Genomic DNA, 19015 nt, shown 5'->3' on the forward strand with positions numbered 1-19015 from the left:
TTTCACATCGACCCGGTAGCGCCTTTGACCTTCAAGGCCGTACGGTTTGTGTGGCAAAGGCTCGACGCTGGGCGGGTGTAGTGGATGATACTCCAGAGATGGGGTCCTATGCAGAGGGATATGAGCATGGCAAGTGGTAAAGTCAAGTGGTTCAACAATGCCAAGGGCTATGGCTTCATCATCGAGGAAGGCAAGAACGAGGATCTGTTCGCCCATTACTCGGCCATCCGTATGGACGGTTATAAAACACTCAAGGCGGGGCAACCAGTGAGCTTCGAGATCATTCAGGGACCCAAGGGGCTGCACGCCGTGAACATCGCCGCCGCTCTGGACGCTAATGCGCCAACTGCCATCAATGCGCCTACCGAGACCGCCAACCAAGCGGTAACCGCCTGACCGCGCGCCGTCGCGCGCGGCGACGGCAGCGGCCCGGCACCCTCTCGAGACCCGCGCGGTTCGCAACGAACCGTGCGGTTTTCGCCTGCGCGCCGTTTTGCCCGCGACATCGTGCCCCATTGCATTTGCCGCACATCGATCAGTACAACCCCCTCCTGCGCGATGGCAGACCAGTGGTATACTGCCTGGGTGACCATGGAGTCACCAGATTGCGAGCGACCGACAGCGACCGTTCCAGCCTGGAAAGGGCCGGGCATTGCCACCATTTTTCGGGAGGCAGCCCGACCGCTTGACGCTCTACTGATGCAACCCACATCACCGCGGCGAATCCTCGACTTTCAGCTCAGGTTGGCTTTGAGCGAAAGCGCCTACCCTGCGCATCTCGAGATTCCGTGCACGCTCAGCAAAGACGAGAGTTAATCCGAATGCCCACCCGATCGAAGATCATCTACACCTTTACCGACGAAGCGCCAGCCCTGGCCACCTACTCCCTGCTGCCGATCATCGAAGCGTTCACCGCGTCGGCCGACATTTCCGTTGAAACCCGCGACATCTCCCTGGCGGGCCGGATTCTTGCCAGCTTTCCCGAGCGCCTCAAGGCCGGCAAGACGGCCCCCGACGACCTCGCCGAGTTGGGCGCCCTGGCCACCACGCCAGAGGCCAACATCATCAAGCTGCCGAACATCAGTGCCTCGGTGCCGCAACTCAAGGCCGCCATCAAGGAACTTCAGGCCCTGGGCTACGACCTGCCGGAATACCCGGACAACGCGACCAGCGACGCCGACGTCGATGCGCGCGACCGCTACGACAAGGTCAAGGGCAGCGCCGTGAACCCGGTACTGCGCGAAGGCAACTCCGACCGCCGCGCCCCGCTGTCGGTAAAGAACTACGCACGCAAGCACCCGCACAAGATGGGCGCCTGGGCCAGCGATTCGAAATCCCACGTGGCACACATGACCAGCGGCGATTTCTACGGCAGCGAGAAGTCCGCCGTGATTGCCGCCGACGGCAGCGTGAAGATCGAGCTGGTCGGTAAAGACGGCAGCAGCACCGTGCTCAAGGAAAAGACCAGCGTACTGGCCGGTGAAATCATCGATGTCGCCTCGCTGAGCAAGAACGGCCTGCGCCGCTTCATCGCCGCCGAGATCGAAGATGCCAAGAAACAGGGCGTGCTGCTGTCGGTGCACCTGAAAGCGACCATGATGAAGGTCTCCGACCCGATCATGTTCGGCCAGATCGTTGCCGAGTACTACAAGGACGCCCTGGAAAAACACGCCGACGCCCTCAAGCAGGTCGGCTTCAACCTGAACAACGGCATCGGCGACCTGTACTCGCGCATCAAGGCGCTGCCGGCCGACCAGCAGGCCGCCATCGAAGCCGACATCAAGGCCGTCTACGCCTCGCGTCCAGCCTTGGCCATGGTCAACTCCGACAAGGGCATCACCAACCTGCACGTGCCGAGCGACGTCATCGTCGACGCCTCGATGCCGGCGATGATCCGTGACTCGGGCAAGATGTGGAACGCCGAAGGCAACCTGCAGGACACCAAGGCGGTGATCCCGGACCGTTGCTACGCCAGCATCTACCAGGCCGTGATCGAAGACTGCAAGCAGCACGGCGCCTTCGACCCTACCACCATGGGCAGCGTGCCGAACGTCGGCCTGATGGCGCAGAAGGCCGAAGAATACGGTTCGCACAACAAGACCTTCCAGATCCCGGCCGACGGCGTGGTCCGCGTGACCGACAACAACGGTGCGGTCCTGCTGGAAACCAGCGTCGAAGCCGGTGACATCTGGCGCATGTGCCAGACCAAGGACCTGCCGATTCAGGACTGGGTCAAGCTGGCCGTCAACCGTGCCCGCGCCAGCAGCACCCCGGCGGTGTTCTGGCTGGACCCGGCGCGCGCGCACGACGCGGCGATGATCGCCAAGGTCGAGAAGTACCTGAAGGATCACGACACCTCGGGCCTGGACATCCGCATCCTGTCGCCGGTCGACGCCATGGCCTTCTCGCTGGAGCGCATCCGCGCCGGCAAGGACACCATCTCGGTCACCGGCAACGTGCTGCGCGACTACCTGACCGACCTGTTCCCGATCATGGAACTGGGCACCTCGGCAAAAATGCTCTCCATCGTGCCGCTGATGAACGGCGGCGGGCTGTTCGAGACCGGCGCCGGCGGTTCGGCGCCCAAGCACGTGCAGCAGCTGGTCGAGGAAAACTTCCTGCGCTGGGATTCGCTGGGTGAGTTCCTCGCCCTCGCCGCCTCCCTGGAACACCTGGGCGAAGAGTACGACAACCCGAAGGCCAAGGTGCTGGCGGCAACGCTGGACAAGGCCACCGGCCAGTTCCTCGACAACAACAAGTCGCCATCGCGCAAGGTCGGCAACATCGACAATCGCGGCAGCCACTTCTACCTCGCGCTGTACTGGGCCCAGGCCCTGGCCGCACAGACCGAAGACGCCGCGCTGCAATCGCAGTTCAGCGCCCTGGCCAAGACCTTGACCGAGAACGAGGCGAAAATCGTCGCCGAACTCAATGCGGTACAAGGCAAGCCAGCGGACATCGGCGGCTACTACTCGCCGAGCCCGGAGCTGACCGCCAAGGTGATGCGCCCGAGCGCGACCTTGAACGCCGCCATCGATGCGTTGAAATAAGCGTTCGCTGAAACAAGCAAACCCCGGCCTGGTGCCGGGGTTTGTCGTTTGAAAGGCTCCCCCTGCGACATTCAGAGGCATACCCATGACCTGGCAACCCCACATCACCGTCGCCACCATCGTCGAACGCGATGGCTGCTACCTGCTGGTCGAGGAACTCAAACACGGCAAACTGGTGCTCAACCAGCCTGCCGGCCACCTCGAAGCCCACGAAACCCTGACCGAGGCCGCCATCCGCGAAACCCTCGAGGAAACCGCCTGGGAGGTCGAGCTGACCGCCCTCACCGGCATCTACCTGTACACCGCGCCGAGCAATGGCGTCACCTACCAGCGCGTCTGCTTCGCCGCCAAGGCCGTTCGTCACCACGCCGAGCGCCCGCTGGACGCCGACATCACCCGCGCCCTGTGGCTGACCCGCGAGCAGATCGTCGCCGAGCGCAAGCGCTGGCGCAGCCACCTGCTGCTGACCTGCATCGACGACTACCTCGCCGGCCCGGTGGACAGCCTGGCGCTGATCCGCGATTGACCAGACTGTGATTAAATAGCCCCCTTAGCGCCAGCAGCCCTCGCCTGCTAGAATCGCGTCCTTTTTCGAGACCCCCAGCCAGCCCATGAGCGACTCAGCCCTTCCCAGCACCCCCCGTGACCCCGCACAGCTTCGCGTGATCGTAGGCATGTCCGGTGGCGTCGACTCGTCCGTTTCCGCATTGCTGCTGCTCGAGCAGGGCTATCAGGTGGAAGGCCTGTTCATGAAGAACTGGGAAGAGGACGACGGCACCGAGTACTGCACCGCCCGCGAAGACCTCGCCGACGCCCAGGCCGTGTGCGATCGCATCGGCATCAAGCTGCACACGGCCAACTTCGCCGCCGAGTACTGGGACCACGTGTTCGAGCACTTCCTGGAAGAGTACAAGGCCGGCCGCACACCGAACCCGGACATCCTCTGCAACCGCGAGATCAAGTTCAAGGCGTTCCTCGACTACGCCCTGATGCTCGGCGCCGACCTGATCGCCACCGGCCACTACGTGCGCCGTCGCGACATCGACGGCCGTACCGAACTGCTCAAGGGCCTGGACCCGAACAAGGACCAGAGCTACTTCCTGCATGCCGTCGGCGGCGAGCAGATCGCCCGCACGCTGTTCCCGGTCGGCGAACTGGAGAAACCCCAAGTGCGCGCCATCGCTGAAAAGCACGGCCTGGCCACGGCCAAAAAGAAAGACTCCACTGGCATCTGCTTCATCGGCGAGCGGCGCTTCAGCGACTTCCTCAAGCAGTACCTGCCGGCCCAGCCCGGGGTGATCAAGACCACCGCCGGCGAAGTCATCGGCAAGCACCACGGCCTGATGTACCACACCATCGGCCAGCGTCAGGGGCTGGGCATCGGCGGGCTCAAGGACGCCGGCGACGACCCTTGGTACGTGCTGGAAAAGGACCTGGTCGACAATGTGCTGGTGGTCGGCCAGGGCAACGAGCACCCATGGTTGTTCTCCCGTGCCCTGCTTGCCTCGCAGATCTGGTGGGTCAACCCGGTGGATCTGCACCAGCCGCGCCGCCTCACGGCCAAGGTACGCTATCGCCAGGGCGACCAGGCCTGCACCCTCGAACGCACGGCCGAAGGCTACCGCGCGGTCTTCGACGAGCCACAACGGGCGGTCACCCCCGGCCAATCAGTGGTGTTCTACGACGGTGAAATCTGCCTGGGCGGTGGCGTCATCGAAAGCGCCGAGCCCTGGACCGAGCACGCCAGAGTCTCGGCAGCATGAGCCCGCTCCAGGAACAACTGGTGGCGTTGGGCGCCGTGTTCGAAGCCGCGGTGCTGGTCGACCGTATCGCCAAGACCGGCCAGGTGGCGGAGGCCAGCCTGGGCTGCATGCTCGGCAGCCTGCTGGTGCGCGACCCCAAGGACACCCTGGAGGTGTTCGGCGGCGACGACAGCCAGCTGCGTGAGGGCTACCGCGCGATGGCCAGCGCACTGGAACGCGACCCCGGCAGCCTGCAGCGCGAGCCGCTGCGCTACGCCCTGGCCATGCTCGGCCTGGAGCGCCAGCTGGCCAAGCGCGAGGAGATGCTCGAACTGATCGGCCGGCGCCTGCCGCAGATCCAGTCACAGGTGGAGCACTTCGGCATCACCCACGAGAACGTCATCGCCGCCACTGGCGCCCTCTATCAGGACACCCTGAGTACCTTGCGCCAGCGCATCCAGGTCAACGGCGACACGCGCCACCTGCAACAGGCCAGCAACGCGTCGAAGATCCGCGCCCTGCTGCTGGCCGGCATTCGCTCGGCGCGTCTGTGGCGCCAGCTTGGCGGCCATCGCTGGCAGTTGGTGGTCAGCCGGCGCAAACTGCTCAAGGAGCTCTACCCGATGCTGCGCGGCTGAGTCCGTCCACGTCCCGCCTGGCAGTTGCGCTGCGCCTGCCTGGCATTTTCGTGTATTATTCGCCCCCCATTTCGTCGCCCGACTGTCCGAGAGCACCCCATGCAGCTTTCTTCGCTCACTGCGGTTTCCCCTGTTGACGGCCGCTACGCCGGCAAGACCCAAGCCCTGCGCACCATTTTCAGCGAATACGGCCTGATCCGTTTCCGCGCCCTGGTCGAAGTACGCTGGCTGCAGCGCCTCGCTGCCCACCCGCAAATCGCCGAAGTGCCCGCGTTCTCCGCCGAGGCCAATGCCCTGCTGGACGTGCTGGCCAGCGATTTCGCCCTCGAGCACGCCGAGCGCGTCAAAGAGATCGAGCGCACCACCAACCACGACGTCAAGGCCATCGAGTACCTGCTCAAGGAGCAGGCCGCCAAGCTGCCGGAACTGGCCAAGGTCAGCGAGTTCATCCACTTCGCCTGCACCAGCGAGGACATCAACAACCTGTCCCACGCGCTGATGCTGCGTGAAGGCCGTGACGACGTGCTGCTGCCGCTGATGCGCCAGATCGCCGAAGCCATTCGCGAGCTGGCGCACAAGTTCGCCGACGTGCCGATGCTGTCGCGCACCCACGGCCAGCCGGCCTCGCCGACCACCCTGGGCAAAGAGCTGGCCAACGTGGTGTACCGCCTCGAGCGGCAGATCGCGCAAGTGGCCGCCGTGCCGCTGCTGGGCAAGATCAACGGCGCCGTGGGCAACTACAACGCGCACCTCTCGGCCTACCCGCAGGTCGACTGGGAAGCCAACGCCCGCGCCTTCATCGAAGACGAGCTGGGCCTGGGCTTCAACCCCTACACCACGCAGATCGAGCCGCACGACTACATCGCCGAGCTGTTCGATGCGATCGCGCGCTTCAACACCATCCTCATCGACTTCGACCGCGACATCTGGGGCTACATCTCGCTGGGCTATTTCAAGCAGCGCACCATCGCTGGCGAAATCGGCTCCTCGACCATGCCGCACAAGGTCAACCCGATCGACTTCGAAAACTCCGAAGGCAACCTCGGTATCGCCAACGCACTGTTCCAGCACCTGGCCAGCAAGTTGCCGATCTCGCGCTGGCAGCGTGACCTGACCGACTCCACCGTACTGCGCAACCTGGGCGTCGGTTTCGCCCACAGCGTGATCGCCTACGAAGCCAGCCTCAAGGGCATCGGCAAGCTGGAAATCAACGAGCAGAAGATCGCCGCCGACCTCGACGCCTGCTGGGAAGTGCTCGCCGAGCCGATCCAGACCGTGATGCGCCGTTTCGACATCGAGAACCCGTACGAGAAGCTCAAGGAGCTGACCCGCGGCAAAGGCATCAGCCCAGAGGCGCTGAAGACCTTCATCGAGGCCCTCGACATGCCGGCCGATGCCAAGGCCGAGCTGCACAAGCTGACCCCCGCGAACTACATCGGCAACGCGGCGGCGCAAGCGCGTCGCGTCTGACTCAAAGTTAGCCGTTGCCACGCCCGGTCTCGCCGGGCGTTTTTCTTGGTACAACAAAAGCAATTATTTTCAGCAGGTTACCTATGAATTCTGACATTCCACTTCAAATGCTCGGCGGCCTTACCGCTCGCCAGTTTCTGCGCGACTACTGGCAAAAGAAACCGCTGCTGGTGCGTCAGGCCTTTACCGATTTCGAAAACCCGATCAGCCCTGACGAGCTGGCCGGCCTGGCTCTGGAAGAAGAAGTCGAGTCGCGCATCGTCCTCGAACACGGCGAGCGTCCGTGGGAGCTGCGCCGCGGCCCGTTCGCCGAAGACGCCTTCAGCCAGCTGCCCGAGCGCGACTGGACCCTGCTGGTGCAGGCGGTCGACCAGTTCGTGCCGGAAGTGGCCGAGCTGCTCACGCATTTTCGCTTCCTGCCGAGCTGGCGCATCGACGACGTGATGATCAGCTTCGCCGCCCCCGGTGGCAGCGTCGGCCCGCACTTCGACAACTATGACGTGTTTCTCCTGCAAGGCCACGGCCGCCGGCACTGGCAGGTCGGGCAGATGTGCGACTCCGACAGCCGCCTGATCGAACACAGCGACCTGCGCATCCTGGCCGACTTCATCCCGGCCAGCGAATGGACCCTGGAGCCCGGCGACATGCTCTACCTGCCGCCGCGCCTGGCCCATTGCGGCGTGGCCGTGGACGACTGCATGACCTACTCGGTCGGTTTCCGCGCGCCAAGCGCTGCCGAAGTGCTGACCCACTTCACCGACTTCCTCAGCCAGTTCCTGCCTGATGAAGAGCGCTACAGCGACGCCGACGCGCAACCGGTCAGCGACCCGACGCAGATTCAGCACGACGCCCTGGACCGCCTCAAGCGTCTGCTGGCCGAGCACATGGGCGACGAGCGCCTGCTGCTGACCTGGTTCGGCCAGTTCATGACCGAGCCGCGCTACCCCGAGCTGGTGGCGGGCAGCGAGCTGGCCGAAGAGGATCTGCTGAGCGACCTGGAACAAGGTGCCGTGCTGATCCGCAACCCGAGCGCGCGGCTGGCCTGGTCGGAAGTCGACGACGACCTGCTGCTGTTCGCCAGCGGCCAGAGCCGCCTGCTGCCGGGTGATCTGCGCGAGCTGCTGAAACTGATCTGCGCCGCCGACGCGCTGCATATCGACAATCTCGGCCCATGGCTGGGCGACGAACAGGGCCGCACCTTGCTGTGCGAACTGATCAAACAGGGAAGTCTGGGGTTTGCCGACGATGAATAAAGTCCACGTACGCGTTGCCGATTGGCATAAAGACAACTCCGAGATCCGACGCATTCGTGAAGCCGTATTCATCAGCGAGCAGCATGTGCCGCCGGAACTGGAATGGGACGCCGACGACGCCGGCGCCACCCATTTTCTCGCCTGCGAGGGCGACTATGCCGTGGGCACCGCACGCCTGCTGCCCGACGGCGAGATCGGCCGGGTCTCGGTGCTCAAGGATTGGCGCGGCCTGAACATCGGCGACGCGCTGATGCGCGCGGTGATCGAGCAGGCCGAGCAGCGCCAGCTGCGCCCGCAACGCCTGAGCGCCCAGGTGCACGCCGCGCCATTCTACGAGCGACTGGGCTTTACCGTGGTCGGCGAGGAGTTCCTCGAGGCCGGGCTGGCGCACGTCGACATGGTTCGCAAGGTCTGACAGTACGTTTTGGCTAACGATCTCGGGGACTCTGCCCCCTCCCGCGCTCGAAAGTGGGAGGGCGCACAGCCCCCGAGCTTTTGAAGGCATCACCCCGCCCGCTCCCCGCAATACCCCAGCAAGTTATCGTTCAGCGCCTGCATCGCCTCGCCCACGCCGTCCAATGGCGCGAGCAATTCAGCGGCGGCCAGGCCCTCGGCGCAGGCTTGCTCCAATGCCTCCAACGCCTCCAGCAACTGCTGCGCGCGGATGATCCGCGCTGCGCCCTTGACCCGATGCGCCAACCCGGCGATTGCTTCATGGTCGGCGCCGCCGCGTAATTGCTCGAGCTGCTGCAGGTCGTCTCGGTTGCTGAGCAACAAGTCACCCAGCAGGCGCCGGATCGCCTGCGGATCGGCGCCGGTCAACTCCTGCAAGCTGGCCACATCGATCACCGACTCGTCGACGCTCACGCCCGCCGCGGCCGGCGCCGCGAACTGCCCTGCGGCATCGAACACGCCCAGGCGCTCGGCCAGTTCGGCCAGACTCAGCGGCTTGAACAGGCAGTCGTCCATGCCCACGGCGATGCAGCGCTTGCGCTCCTCGATCTGCGCATTGGCCGTGCAGCCGAGCAGCGTACACGGCTCGCAGCCCTGGCGCCGCTCGTGCTCGCGCACCGCCTGGGCCAGCTCGTAGCCGTTGAGCCCAGGCATGTTGCAATCGGTGATCAGCACATCGAAGCCGCCCTGCAGCCATAGCCGCAGGCCCTCCTGGCCTTCGCACGCCAGCTGCACCTGATGGCCCAGGTAGGCCAGCTGGTGATCGAGCAGCATGCGGTTGGCCGGGTAGTCGTCCACCACCAGGATGCGCAGGCGCCGCGCGACCCTTGGCGCGTCGGCAGGCACCGCCACCGGCAGCGCCGACACCTGGCCCTCGACGGCCGGCAAGGTCAGCTCCACGGTGGCGCAAGTGCCCGCGCCCAGCACACTGCTGAGGGTCAACTGGCCGCCCATCATCTGACACAGCGTGCGGCAGATGCTCAGACCCAGACCGGCACCCGAGCGGGTCGACTGGCGATTGTTGCTGGCCTGGTTGAACGGCCGTCCGAGCCGTTGCAACTCGTCGGCCGGGATGCCCATGCCGCTGTCCTCCACCTGCAACAGCAGATGCACCAGGCCGCCCTCCCTGCGCAATTCGAGGCAGACCTGCACGCGCCCCTCCTCGGTGAACTTGATGGCGTTGCTCAACAGGTTGCCCAGCACCTGCTTGAAACGCAGCGGGTCGAGCTGCGCGCTGAGGTCCTCGTCGCCGGCGCAGGCCAGGCGCAACGTCAGGCGCTTGTGCCGTGCCTGACCGTCGAACAGACGCACCACCGACTCGACCAGCGCGCGCACCGGCATCGGTTGCGGGTTGAGCACCAGGTGCCCCGACTCGATGCGCGTGATATCCAGGATGTCGCCGATCAACTCCAGCAGGCCGCGGGCGGCCCCCGAGGCGACTTCCAGTGCGAGCTTGTCGAGCACACCCTGCTCGGCCTTCTTCAGCGCCAGTTCAAGCATGCCCAGCACCGCATTCATCGGCGTACGGATCTCGTGGCTCATGCTCGCCAGAAAGGTGGTCTTGGCCCGATTGGCCGCCTCGGCGTCTTCCTTGGCCTCCTGAAACGCCTGGCACAAGCGCTGGCGCTCGCTGACGTCGATCCAGCCGGCGATCATGCCGACGATGCTGCCGTCACTGCCGCGATAGGGCAGCAGCCAGTGGTGCAAGGTCAGCGCCTCGCCGTTGGCGAGGGTCAACTGGCGGTCCTCGACGATCGCCTCGCCGCGCTCCATCACCGCCATGTATTCGCGCTGCACCAGGCATGCCTGCTCGTACTCCACCACTGGCGTTTCCGTGAGCAACTGGCCGATGACGGCGTCGCGGCTGACCCCCAGTGCCTCCAGATAACTGACGTTGCAGTTGAGCAGCCGTCCTTCGCGGTCGCGCACATAGATCGGGTGCGGGGTACCGTCGATCATCACCCGCATGAATTCCAGCTGGTCGGTCAGGGCCTGCTCGGCCAGAACGCGTCGGCGGATCAGGCGCCGCAGGTAGGCAATCCACCACACCGCCAACAGCCACAGGCCGATGAAGCCGCCTGCGGCGGGCAGGATCATGCCGCGATAACGCAGCCAGAAGCCGTCGGCGACAATGACCTCGTTGTGCCAGCGGGCGATCAGCTCGTCCATCTCCTGGGGCGAGATGCTCAGCAGGCCCTTGTTGAGGATGCTCTGCAGCTCCGGGGCGTTGCGCGCAGTGGCGAAGGCGAAGTTGGCCGGCTCGTAGGGCAGTATCGCACTGACCCGCAGCTGCCCGCGGTAGCGCTGGGAGATCATGTAGCGTGCGCCGATCAGGGTGATCACCGCCGCCCGCGCCTTGCCATTGGCGACCAGCGCCAGCGCTTCGGAGGAGTTGCGCGCCTGGATCTGCCCCATCAGCGGATACTGGGTGTGGATGCGATCGAGCAGATAGCTGCCGGTGACGAAGGCCACTGGCTGTTCGGCCAACGGCTCGAAGCGGTCGATGGCGGCATCCTCCTCGCGGGTCACCAGGACCAGGCTGCTGGTCAGGTAGGAGCGGGTGAAGCGTACCTGCTCGGCCCGCGTTTCACTGGGCGGCAGGGCTGCCAGCAGGTCGACCTCGCCGCGCTTGACCTGGTCGACCATGCTGCGCACCGAAGTTGAATTGAGCACTTCGAAGTTCAGCCCGGTCCGTTGTGCCACCCGTTGCAGCACGTCGGCACCGATGCCGCGAAAGTTACCCTGCTCGTCGCGATAGCTGACCGGCAGGAACTCTTCGTCGATCACCACGCTGACCCGCGGGTGCGCCTTGAGCCAGTTCTGCTCGCTTTCGTCGAGCTGCACCTCGTGGCCGGCGGCTACCTTCACCCCGGCCACGCTCCAGCGGCGCAGGATGTCGCCGTGCTCGCGCGGTGGAATCACTTCCAGGGCGGCGTTGATCAAGGTCACCAGGCGGCTTTCGTGGGGCGACAGGACAAAACCGAAGTGGTTGGGTTCGACCTGGGAGAAACGCACCATCTGCAGATTGTCCAACCCCCCCTTGGCCAGCTGGTAGTGCGCCGCCATGGCATTGCCCAGGTAGCGCTCGGCCTGGCCGAAGGCCACCGCGCCTAGGGCGCTGAGGGTCGAGGTATAGGGAACGATCCGCGCCTCGGGATACAGCCGCTCCACTTCCTCGATCGGCAGGTAGTCCTGGAGAATCGCCAGGGTGTTTTCCGGGCTCGCGGCCACCGGTTCGCCGTCCGGGCCCGGTGCGGCTTCACGACGGGTGGCCAGCACCGAACGGTCCTCGACATAGGCCTGGGTCAGCACCAGGTCGCGGGTCGAGGCCTCGAAACCATTGGAACTGCCCAGCAGGTCGATCTCGCCATCCTGCAACGCCTGCAGTGCTCGCTCGCGGCTGGGGTAGCGGGTGACCTCCACGCGCAGGTTGAGCAGTTCGCCCACCAGGCCCGCGTAGTCGGCGCTGATGCCTTCGTACTCGCTGCCGGTGCCGGTGATGTCGAACGGCGGGTAATCGGGCTGGCTGACGCCCAGGCGCAGCAGACGGCGCGACCATAGCCAGCGGCGGTCGTCGTCGGTCAGCTCCAGGGCTGCCTGACTCTGGGCATCGGCATGGGAGCGGCCATACAGCCGCGGGTGGTCGTTGGCGGCGGCACCGGGCGACTCGACCAGGCAGATGACCAGCACCAGGGTCAGTACCGGCCAGCTGTGCCGACGCGACGGTTGCAGGGGGCGAAGTAGCAGGGACATGGCCATCACAGCAGCAGGTGCCGCTTGGCGATGTCGGCCAGGTCGACCACCGATTTGACCCGCAGCTTCTCGATCAGACGCGTCTTGTGGGTGCTGACGGTCTTGGCGCTGAGGTTCATCACCTCGCCGATCTGCTGATTCTTATGCCCCTGGGCCAGGTACTGCAGGATGCGCATTTCACGGTCGGTGAGGCTGGCGATGCATTCGGCCTCGGTGGGCATGTAGTTGGCCTGGTACACCGAACTGAGCGACACGTCGGGAAAGTAGCTGAAGCCGGACATGATCGCCCGCACTGCCTTGGACAGCTCCGGCAGGTCATTGGTCTTGCACACATAGCCCGCAGCGCCCATCTTCATGCAGCGCAGCGAGTAGTAGTCGGCGCCCAGCGAGGTCAGCACCAGAAAGCGCGTGCGCATCTTCAGCGCGCGGATGCGGGTGACCACTTCGATGCCATCGAGCCCTGGCATGGAGAGGTCGAGCACCACCAGGTCGGGGTCCAGGCCGCGCACCAGCTGCAGCGCGTCGATGCCGTTGTCCGCTTCGGCGATGATCTCGAAGCGCTCCCTCTCCAGCGCCATGCGCACGGCCGCGCGGATGAACGGGTGATCGTCGACGATCACGGCGGTGTAGGTCTCGGTGTACATGGCAACTTCCTTGGTAAGCGTAAGGGCCCGAGGGCAAGCGGCTCAGCCGTCCAGCTCGACCTGGCGACGCTGTTCGCCCTCGATCAGTTCGAAGCGGTGTACCCGCCCGGGGGTCTTGTCGAAACGGCGGGCGCTGCCGGGCAACAGGTGGTGCTTGGTGGCAGTGCTGCACTCGGAGCCGTCGCGGTTGCAGTCGTTGAAGTGGTCGAGCACCACCGTCGAGTTGCCGCCGTTGGGCACCCGGAAGTGGTCCGGCTGATCGTCGATACGAGTGACGAATTGCGTCGCCTCGGGGCGCACGAACAGCATCGAGCCATAGCCGGCCAGAATGCTGACCCCGGCCTTGATCTGCTCTTCATAGGCCTTGGCCTGCGCGGCGCTGACATCGAAACCTTCGTCGACTTCCGGCACCACCGGAATGAAGCGCAGGCGAAAATAGCGCTCCTTGTCCCGTTCGCCACGAAACAGCAGGCGCACCGCCTGCATGCCATTGGCCGGCACGATCAACCGCGCCGGGCTGGCCACCAGCGGGCGCTCGGCGGCGGGCAGACTCTCCAGGGCGATTTCCTCGGCCTGACCCTGGGCGTTGTAGACGATTTCCGCCAGGCTGACCCGCACGAACGCGGTGCTGTCGCCACCGTTGCGCACGCGCTTGAGCAGGCTGCTGCGTTGATCGGGCAGGTAGTCGTAAAGGCCGCCGATATTCAGTTGCACGGCGCCTTGGGCGCTGTCGACGACAAGTACGGGGCAGCTGAGCAGTGCCATTAACAGCACCAGGGGCAGAGCTTTCATGATTGACCTCTTGCAAACGGACCGAGAAGGCGCTCGGACGCCTGACTGATTATTCGCCGAGTGTTCGACGGTGGATGTAGGAAGCTTCCCGCAACCGTGCGGGAAGATTCCTGACTGCTGTGAATAGCTGTGGCGCGGCTTACCTAGAGTTCGGCATCGAAGATGATCCACACCAGGCCTGAGTAAGTGGCCCCCGGGTTGTCGAGCATTTCCTGGATGACGTCACTGCCGCTGACCTCGTACTTCAAGGTGCCGCGCCGGTCCCAGGTGGTGGCATTGCTGTCGAACTCCAGGGCGTTGGCCTGCCCTACCGGCAGGACCTGGCCGAGCACCGGGGCACCGAGATGGGTATGTTCGGGAGGCAAGGTCAAGGCCACCGAGAACGGCACCTGGTGCGCCGTGGGCCGGTGCATCAGCCCGCACATCGTGCCCATGTTGCGCTGGCACTCGATGTACACCTTGAACGGCCCGGACGACCACAACCGAAACGGCACCTCGTTGAACAGCCGCCGCGGCACCGGGCCGCTGCGCCAGTAGCGCTCCCAGCCGCCGTCAGGCTGGAGCACGGCCTTGTCGGAGTTGGGCGGGAAGTCGAGGACGAAGGAATGGATGACCTCGAGTTCGAAGTTGAAGTCGACCTGCTGGCCGCGGCTGACCTGGGCACCATTGCCCAGGTCGATCTGCGCGCCGTCGCCGACCGTGAAGCTCAGGTTGCCGCGCCACATGCCGTGTTTCATTCGATGCGGGTTGGGCGTGCGCACGCGTACGATGGCGGCCATGTTGTTGGTCTGGGTGTCGCCCCATACACCACTCGGTAGCCCGCCGGAGGTGTAGCAGGGGCCCGGGGACCTCACCCACCAGCCGTTGACCTTGTAGGTGCCTGGTGGGGGAATAGTCAATGTCCCGCAATGGCCGCCTTCAGGGTGCGAACCGTTGACCGGGTGGCGGTTGGGATCCGCCGAGTAGACGCCCATCTCCCAGGCGACGAATTCCAGGGTCACCTCTTCGCGCTCCCCGGTACGGTCATGAGTGATGAAAGCCTGCGTCGGACCCGGCACGTTGATGTAATACATGTCGCGCGGCGCCGGCTGCGTCATCACCTGGCCCAGCACGGGCTTGCTGAACTCGATCGGCAGATCCACCGAGAAGGAGCGCCAGACGTTCTTGCAGTGGCTCGGCCACTGCAGACACAGGCGTCCTGGCGGGTTGATGTCGATAAAGTCGGCTTGATCCGGTTGGTACCGCGCCTGAATAGTGACGGTTTCGGCCTGGGCTGCACCTGCCAGCAATGCGATCAGCAGCGCAACAAGCCCTGTCTTGTACAAGTTTTTCACTGCATGTCCTCTTACAACTCGGCGTCGAAGATGATCCACACCAGGCCTGAGTAAGTGGCCCCATCGTTTTCGAGCATGTCGTGGATGACGTCACTGCCGGTGACTTCGTATTTCAAGGTGCCGCGCCGGTCCCAGGTGGTGGCATTGCTGTCGAACTCCAGGGCGTTGGCCTGCCCTACCGGCAAGACCTGGCCGAGCACCGGGGCACCGAGATGGGTATGTTCGGGAGGCAAGGTCAAGGCCACCGAGAACGGCACCTGGTGCGCCGTGGGCCGGTGCATCAGCCCGCACATCGTGCCCATGTTGCGCTGGCACTCGATGTACACCTTGAACGGCCCGGACGACCACAACCGAAACGGCACCTCGTTGAACAGCCGCCGCGGCACCGGGCCGCCGCGCCAATAGCGCTCCCAGCCGCCGTCAGGCTGGAGCACGGCCTTGTCGGAGTTGGGCGGGAAGTCGAGGACGAAGGCGTGGACAACTTCCAGTTCCACTTCGATCTTCAGGGTATTACCGCGATTGACCACGGCGCCGTTGCCCAGATCGATCTGCCCGCCCTCGCCGACAGTCCATTCGATGCTGCCTCGCCACATGCCATGTTTCATACGGTGTGGGTTCGGCGTGTCGAGGCGTATGATGGCGCTGACGTTGTTCGTTTGCGTAGTCACCCACATGCCGTTGTAGACCCCGCCCGAGGTATGACAGGGAGTGAAGCTATCGATGCGCCAACCACTGATTTTGTACGCGCCATCCCCAGGACGGCCCATCGCTCTGCAGCCCGCCGCGTACGGCGTGCCATTCATAGGGTGCTTATTGGGGTCTGGCGAATAGACACCCATCTCCCACGCAACGAACTGCAGGTTTGCCTGTTGACGCTCCCCGGTGCGATCGTGGGTGATCGTGACCTGGGCAGGCTTTGGAAAATCGATGTAGTACTGGTCTCGTGGTGGCGCGGTATCGTCCGAACCCAAAACCGGTTTGCTGAACTCGATGGGCAGGTCCACTGAAAACGCCCTCCAGGCATTTTGGCAAAAGTACACGTACTGAATGCATAGCTTGCCGGGAGGGTTGATATCCAGAAAGTCGGCCTGACTGGGTTGATAACGTGCCTGAACCGTTACCGTCTCAGCCCGGACACCGGCAATCAACAGGAGACCCAGCAGGCCCGCGACGATCTTGTTACGCAAATGGCTCACACGCCCTCCTTCCCAGCTGTCAACGGCGCGGCTGCCAGATCCCCAGACGTACAACTGCGGTCACCCACCAACAAGGTGTCCTGCTCGCGCCGGGCCCTGCCGTCGTTCAGGCTCAGGTAACACAGGCGCTGGCCCTTGTGCCTGACCTCCAGCAGCGGCGTGCTCTCGCTCATCTCCACGGTAAAGAACCCATCCGGCTCGCTCACCCCGCGCCCGGCATGGTTGATCACCAGGGCGCCTTTGAGCGGCTGGCCCTGCTCATCGAGCAGGCGACCGAGCACGGTCACCGTGCGCATCACCCGCACCGTACGGTGCTCCACGCCGCCGCGGTTCATGTGATAGCCGAGCAGCGCCGGCTGGATCACTGCTGCGGTGTCATGCTGACCGGCGAAATCCAGCTGGACGCTGGCCGCCTTCCACGCCGTCGCGGGCAGCAGGTTGCGCCCCACGTGCAGCTCGCTGGCCAGGCCCTCGCTGTCATCGGCACGCAGGCGCAGGCCCTGGATGTCTGACTCGACGTCGACGATCAGCCCGGCCTCGCGGCCGTAGTACTGGCCGCTGACTGCTATTTCACCGCCACCGACCGCCACGGTGCTGTCCAGGTTGAGTCCGCCCGACAGGCTGCCGTCCCAGGAAGAGCGCTGGGCATACAGGTCGCCCTGGGCCAGGGCGTGCTCGAATTGCCCGGAGCCGCTCAAGCCTGCGCCATAACGGTCGACGCTGAGGCTGCCGGCAACGGTGCGCAAGGCACCGAGGTCGACGTCCTGCTGGTAGCCGAGCGAGGCATTGCGGTCCTGGCTGCCGTCGCGCGAAGTGCGCGTACCCAGGCTCGCCGACAGGCGCTTGCCCGGCTTGCCAAGGTTCAGGCTCAGGCTCAGGTTGACCCCGCGGTTGCGCTTGTCGCCGGTGCCGTAGTTGCCCGGCCGGTCGAACAGCGCCAACCGCCAGTCGGCGTCGGAGCCGAGCAACTGGGTGCGGCTCGACCAGCCCAGGTCCACACTCAGGCCCGAGTTGTAGCCGGTGGTGTGGGTCAGCCGCGCCAGCACACTGCTTTTATGGGTGACCCGGTGATTGATGGCCAGGCCGGTCTGCTGGGTTTCCTGGCCGCTGCGCGACCGGTAGCGTTGGCGCGCTAGCGGATCGAGCTCGTTCCAGTACTGCGTGGCGTCACGGTTGATGTCGTACTGCCAGGAGCGCGATTGGCTGAGCACCACGTCGCCATTGCCATAGCCCAGCAGCGCCTGCAGATCGTAGCCCTCGCCGCGGCGCTCGGTGTGATAGAGATTGCCATACAGCTTGAAGCGGTCCAGCGGGGTCCAGTCCAGCGAAGTGCCGTACTGCATCTGCTCGTCGACGCGCTGGGCAGACAGCCCGAGTACCGCCCGCGGGTGCAACAGGTAATTGCCGAGCACACCGGCACTGAGCGAACCGTCGCGCTGGTCGTCCCAGTTGCTCAGCAGTTCGCTCTGCCGGCCCACATACAGGTTGTAGCGCCAGGGCTCGTCGGTGTTGGTCCAGTTGACCGGCTTGTAGATCATTTCCTGGGTGCTGCTGCTGGTGCGGCCATCCTCGACCAGGCGCACCTCCACCGCGTAGATACCCCCGGGCAGCACGCGGGTGTCGAGGGTCTGCAGGCCCGGTTGCACCGGCTGGCTGTTGATCAACTGGCCATCCCGGTAGATCTCCACCACACCCTGGCGGCTTGGCGTCACGTACAGCGGCGTGCTGCTGGCGGTGGCGCTGTTGATCAGCAGGCTGTCGGTGCTGCCGAACATCACCCCCAGGGTGGTATCCGGGGTATCGCCCAGCAGGCGCGGGGCGCGGACCAGGCCGGTGGCGGCGGGCGCGAAATAGCCCAGGCGCCAGAAGTGCGCCTGATGCAGACGCTCGCCATACAGCTGGCTGACCCGATGGCGGGTCTGCTGGAAGCTGTCGGAGCTGCGGTCGGCTTGGGCCTCGGCCAGAGTGGTCCAGTGGCCGAAGCTGCCCTGGCCTTGCACGGCATAGCGGCCGGCCTGCTGGTCGCGATCGCCGGAGAGGTTGACCTGGTTGCGCAGGATGATCCCCTGGCTACCCTTGTCGGGCTGCACGTGATAACGGCGCTCTTCGGCGCTGCGCTCCACCTCTTTGGTGAGAATCGATACCTGAGAGTTTTCCAGGCTGTAATGCAGGGCCAGCAGGCCCGCCGGGCAATTGCGCGCGCAGGTGCCCAGGGGCCGCGAATCGCTCAGGTAATCGGCCCAGAACTGGCGGTCGGCGGAGCTTTCCTGGCTGTCGGCCAGCTCCGTGAATTCGAGAAATTGCAGGTGTTCATCGCGGGTCAGAATGACCATCGCCTCACCCATGAAGCGACCGTTGAGGTCCAGGCGCACGGCCAGCGGCACCTCGAAGAAGTGCTCGCTGAATTCGGCCGGCAGGCCCGCTGCCTGCTGCAGCACGCTGGCGGAGGTGTCCGCTGGCGGCGTGTCGGCATTGGCAGAGGCCTCGCCCGCCGCCAGCAGCAGACAACCGGTGGCCAGGCGCAGGGCGAGCGTCAGTTCGTTGAGGGGAGACATCGGTCTGGTTCACCGTCACATTGACATTGAGATGATCGCGGAGGCAGACCCTGCCTGCGCTACGGCACGAGACGGTCGCGAGGCAGGGTGTTCAGGGGAGAGCCCGCAAGTTGCGAGCTCGGGCTTCAGGAGACG

At 65.0% G+C, this 19015-nt stretch carries 14 protein-coding genes; 8 read left to right on the plus strand and 6 right to left on the minus strand.

Annotated elements, in window-relative coordinates; all coding sequences use genetic code 11:
- Window positions 1–126: 126 nt before the first annotated feature.
- The 8 genes from cspD (at window position 127) to SFA35_RS15945 (ending at window position 8568) form a co-directional block, all read left to right on the plus strand.
- Entirely contained in the window at window positions 127–396 is a 270-nt protein-coding gene (gene cspD, locus SFA35_RS15910) for a cold shock domain-containing protein CspD (RefSeq protein WP_320571503.1), read from the plus strand.
- 425 nt (window positions 397–821) lie between these two features.
- A complete protein-coding gene (locus tag SFA35_RS15915) occupies window positions 822–3050 on the plus strand; it encodes an NADP-dependent isocitrate dehydrogenase (RefSeq protein WP_320571504.1) in 2229 nt (742 codons plus the stop codon).
- Between the two features lie 85 nt (window positions 3051–3135).
- A complete protein-coding gene (locus tag SFA35_RS15920) occupies window positions 3136–3576 on the plus strand; it encodes an NUDIX hydrolase (RefSeq protein ID WP_320571505.1) in 441 nt (146 codons plus the stop codon).
- A gap of 85 nt (window positions 3577–3661) precedes the next feature.
- Complete coding sequence (mnmA, locus tag SFA35_RS15925; protein ID WP_320571506.1) at window positions 3662–4813, plus strand: tRNA 2-thiouridine(34) synthase MnmA; 1152 nt, start codon at window positions 3662–3664, stop codon at window positions 4811–4813.
- Entirely contained in the window at window positions 4810–5430 is a 621-nt protein-coding gene (gene hflD / locus SFA35_RS15930) for a high frequency lysogenization protein HflD (protein WP_320571507.1), read from the plus strand. Before mnmA ends, hflD begins: the two co-directional genes overlap by 4 nt.
- Window positions 5431–5529: 99 nt before the next feature.
- Window positions 5530–6900, plus strand: coding sequence for an adenylosuccinate lyase (gene purB, locus SFA35_RS15935; RefSeq protein ID WP_320571508.1), 1371 nt, complete (start codon window positions 5530–5532; stop codon window positions 6898–6900).
- An 83-nt stretch (window positions 6901–6983) separates the two neighbouring features.
- Window positions 6984–8153, plus strand: a complete 1170-nt coding sequence (locus SFA35_RS15940; protein ID WP_320571509.1) for a cupin domain-containing protein — start codon at window positions 6984–6986, stop codon at window positions 8151–8153.
- Window positions 8146–8568: a GNAT family N-acetyltransferase gene (locus tag SFA35_RS15945; protein ID WP_320571510.1), complete on the plus strand. Its 423-nt coding sequence runs from the start codon at window positions 8146–8148 to the stop codon at window positions 8566–8568. Before SFA35_RS15940 ends, SFA35_RS15945 begins: the two co-directional genes overlap by 8 nt.
- A gap of 89 nt (window positions 8569–8657) precedes the next feature.
- Here SFA35_RS15945 and SFA35_RS15950 read toward each other — a convergent pair whose 3' ends face one another.
- The 6 genes from SFA35_RS15950 to SFA35_RS15975 form a co-directional block, all read right to left on the minus strand.
- Window positions 8658–12359, minus strand: coding sequence for a transporter substrate-binding domain-containing protein (locus SFA35_RS15950; protein WP_320571511.1), 3702 nt, complete (start codon window positions 12357–12359; stop codon window positions 8658–8660).
- Between the two features lie 5 nt (window positions 12360–12364).
- On the minus strand, window positions 12365–13003 hold the full coding sequence (locus SFA35_RS15955) for a response regulator transcription factor (RefSeq protein ID WP_320571512.1): 639 nt from the start codon (window positions 13001–13003) through the stop codon (window positions 12365–12367).
- Window positions 13004–13045: 42 nt separating this feature from the next.
- The gene (locus SFA35_RS15960; protein ID WP_320571513.1) at window positions 13046–13795 is read right to left on the minus strand and encodes a molecular chaperone; all 750 of its coding nucleotides are present in this window, start codon (window positions 13793–13795) and stop codon (window positions 13046–13048) included.
- A 143-nt stretch (window positions 13796–13938) separates the two neighbouring features.
- Complete coding sequence (locus SFA35_RS15965; RefSeq protein ID WP_320571514.1) at window positions 13939–15129, minus strand: hypothetical protein; 1191 nt, start codon at window positions 15127–15129, stop codon at window positions 13939–13941.
- 11 nt (window positions 15130–15140) lie between these two features.
- Complete coding sequence (locus SFA35_RS15970; RefSeq protein WP_320571515.1) at window positions 15141–16325, minus strand: hypothetical protein; 1185 nt, start codon at window positions 16323–16325, stop codon at window positions 15141–15143.
- The gene (locus tag SFA35_RS15975; RefSeq protein WP_320571516.1) at window positions 16322–18880 is read right to left on the minus strand and encodes a TcfC E-set like domain-containing protein; all 2559 of its coding nucleotides are present in this window, start codon (window positions 18878–18880) and stop codon (window positions 16322–16324) included. Before SFA35_RS15975 ends, SFA35_RS15970 begins: the two co-directional genes overlap by 4 nt.
- Window positions 18881–19015: the final 135 nt, after the last annotated feature.

It is taken from the genome of Pseudomonas sp. HR96 (genome assembly GCF_034059295.1).
Lineage (GTDB): Bacteria > Pseudomonadota > Gammaproteobacteria > Pseudomonadales > Pseudomonadaceae > Aquipseudomonas.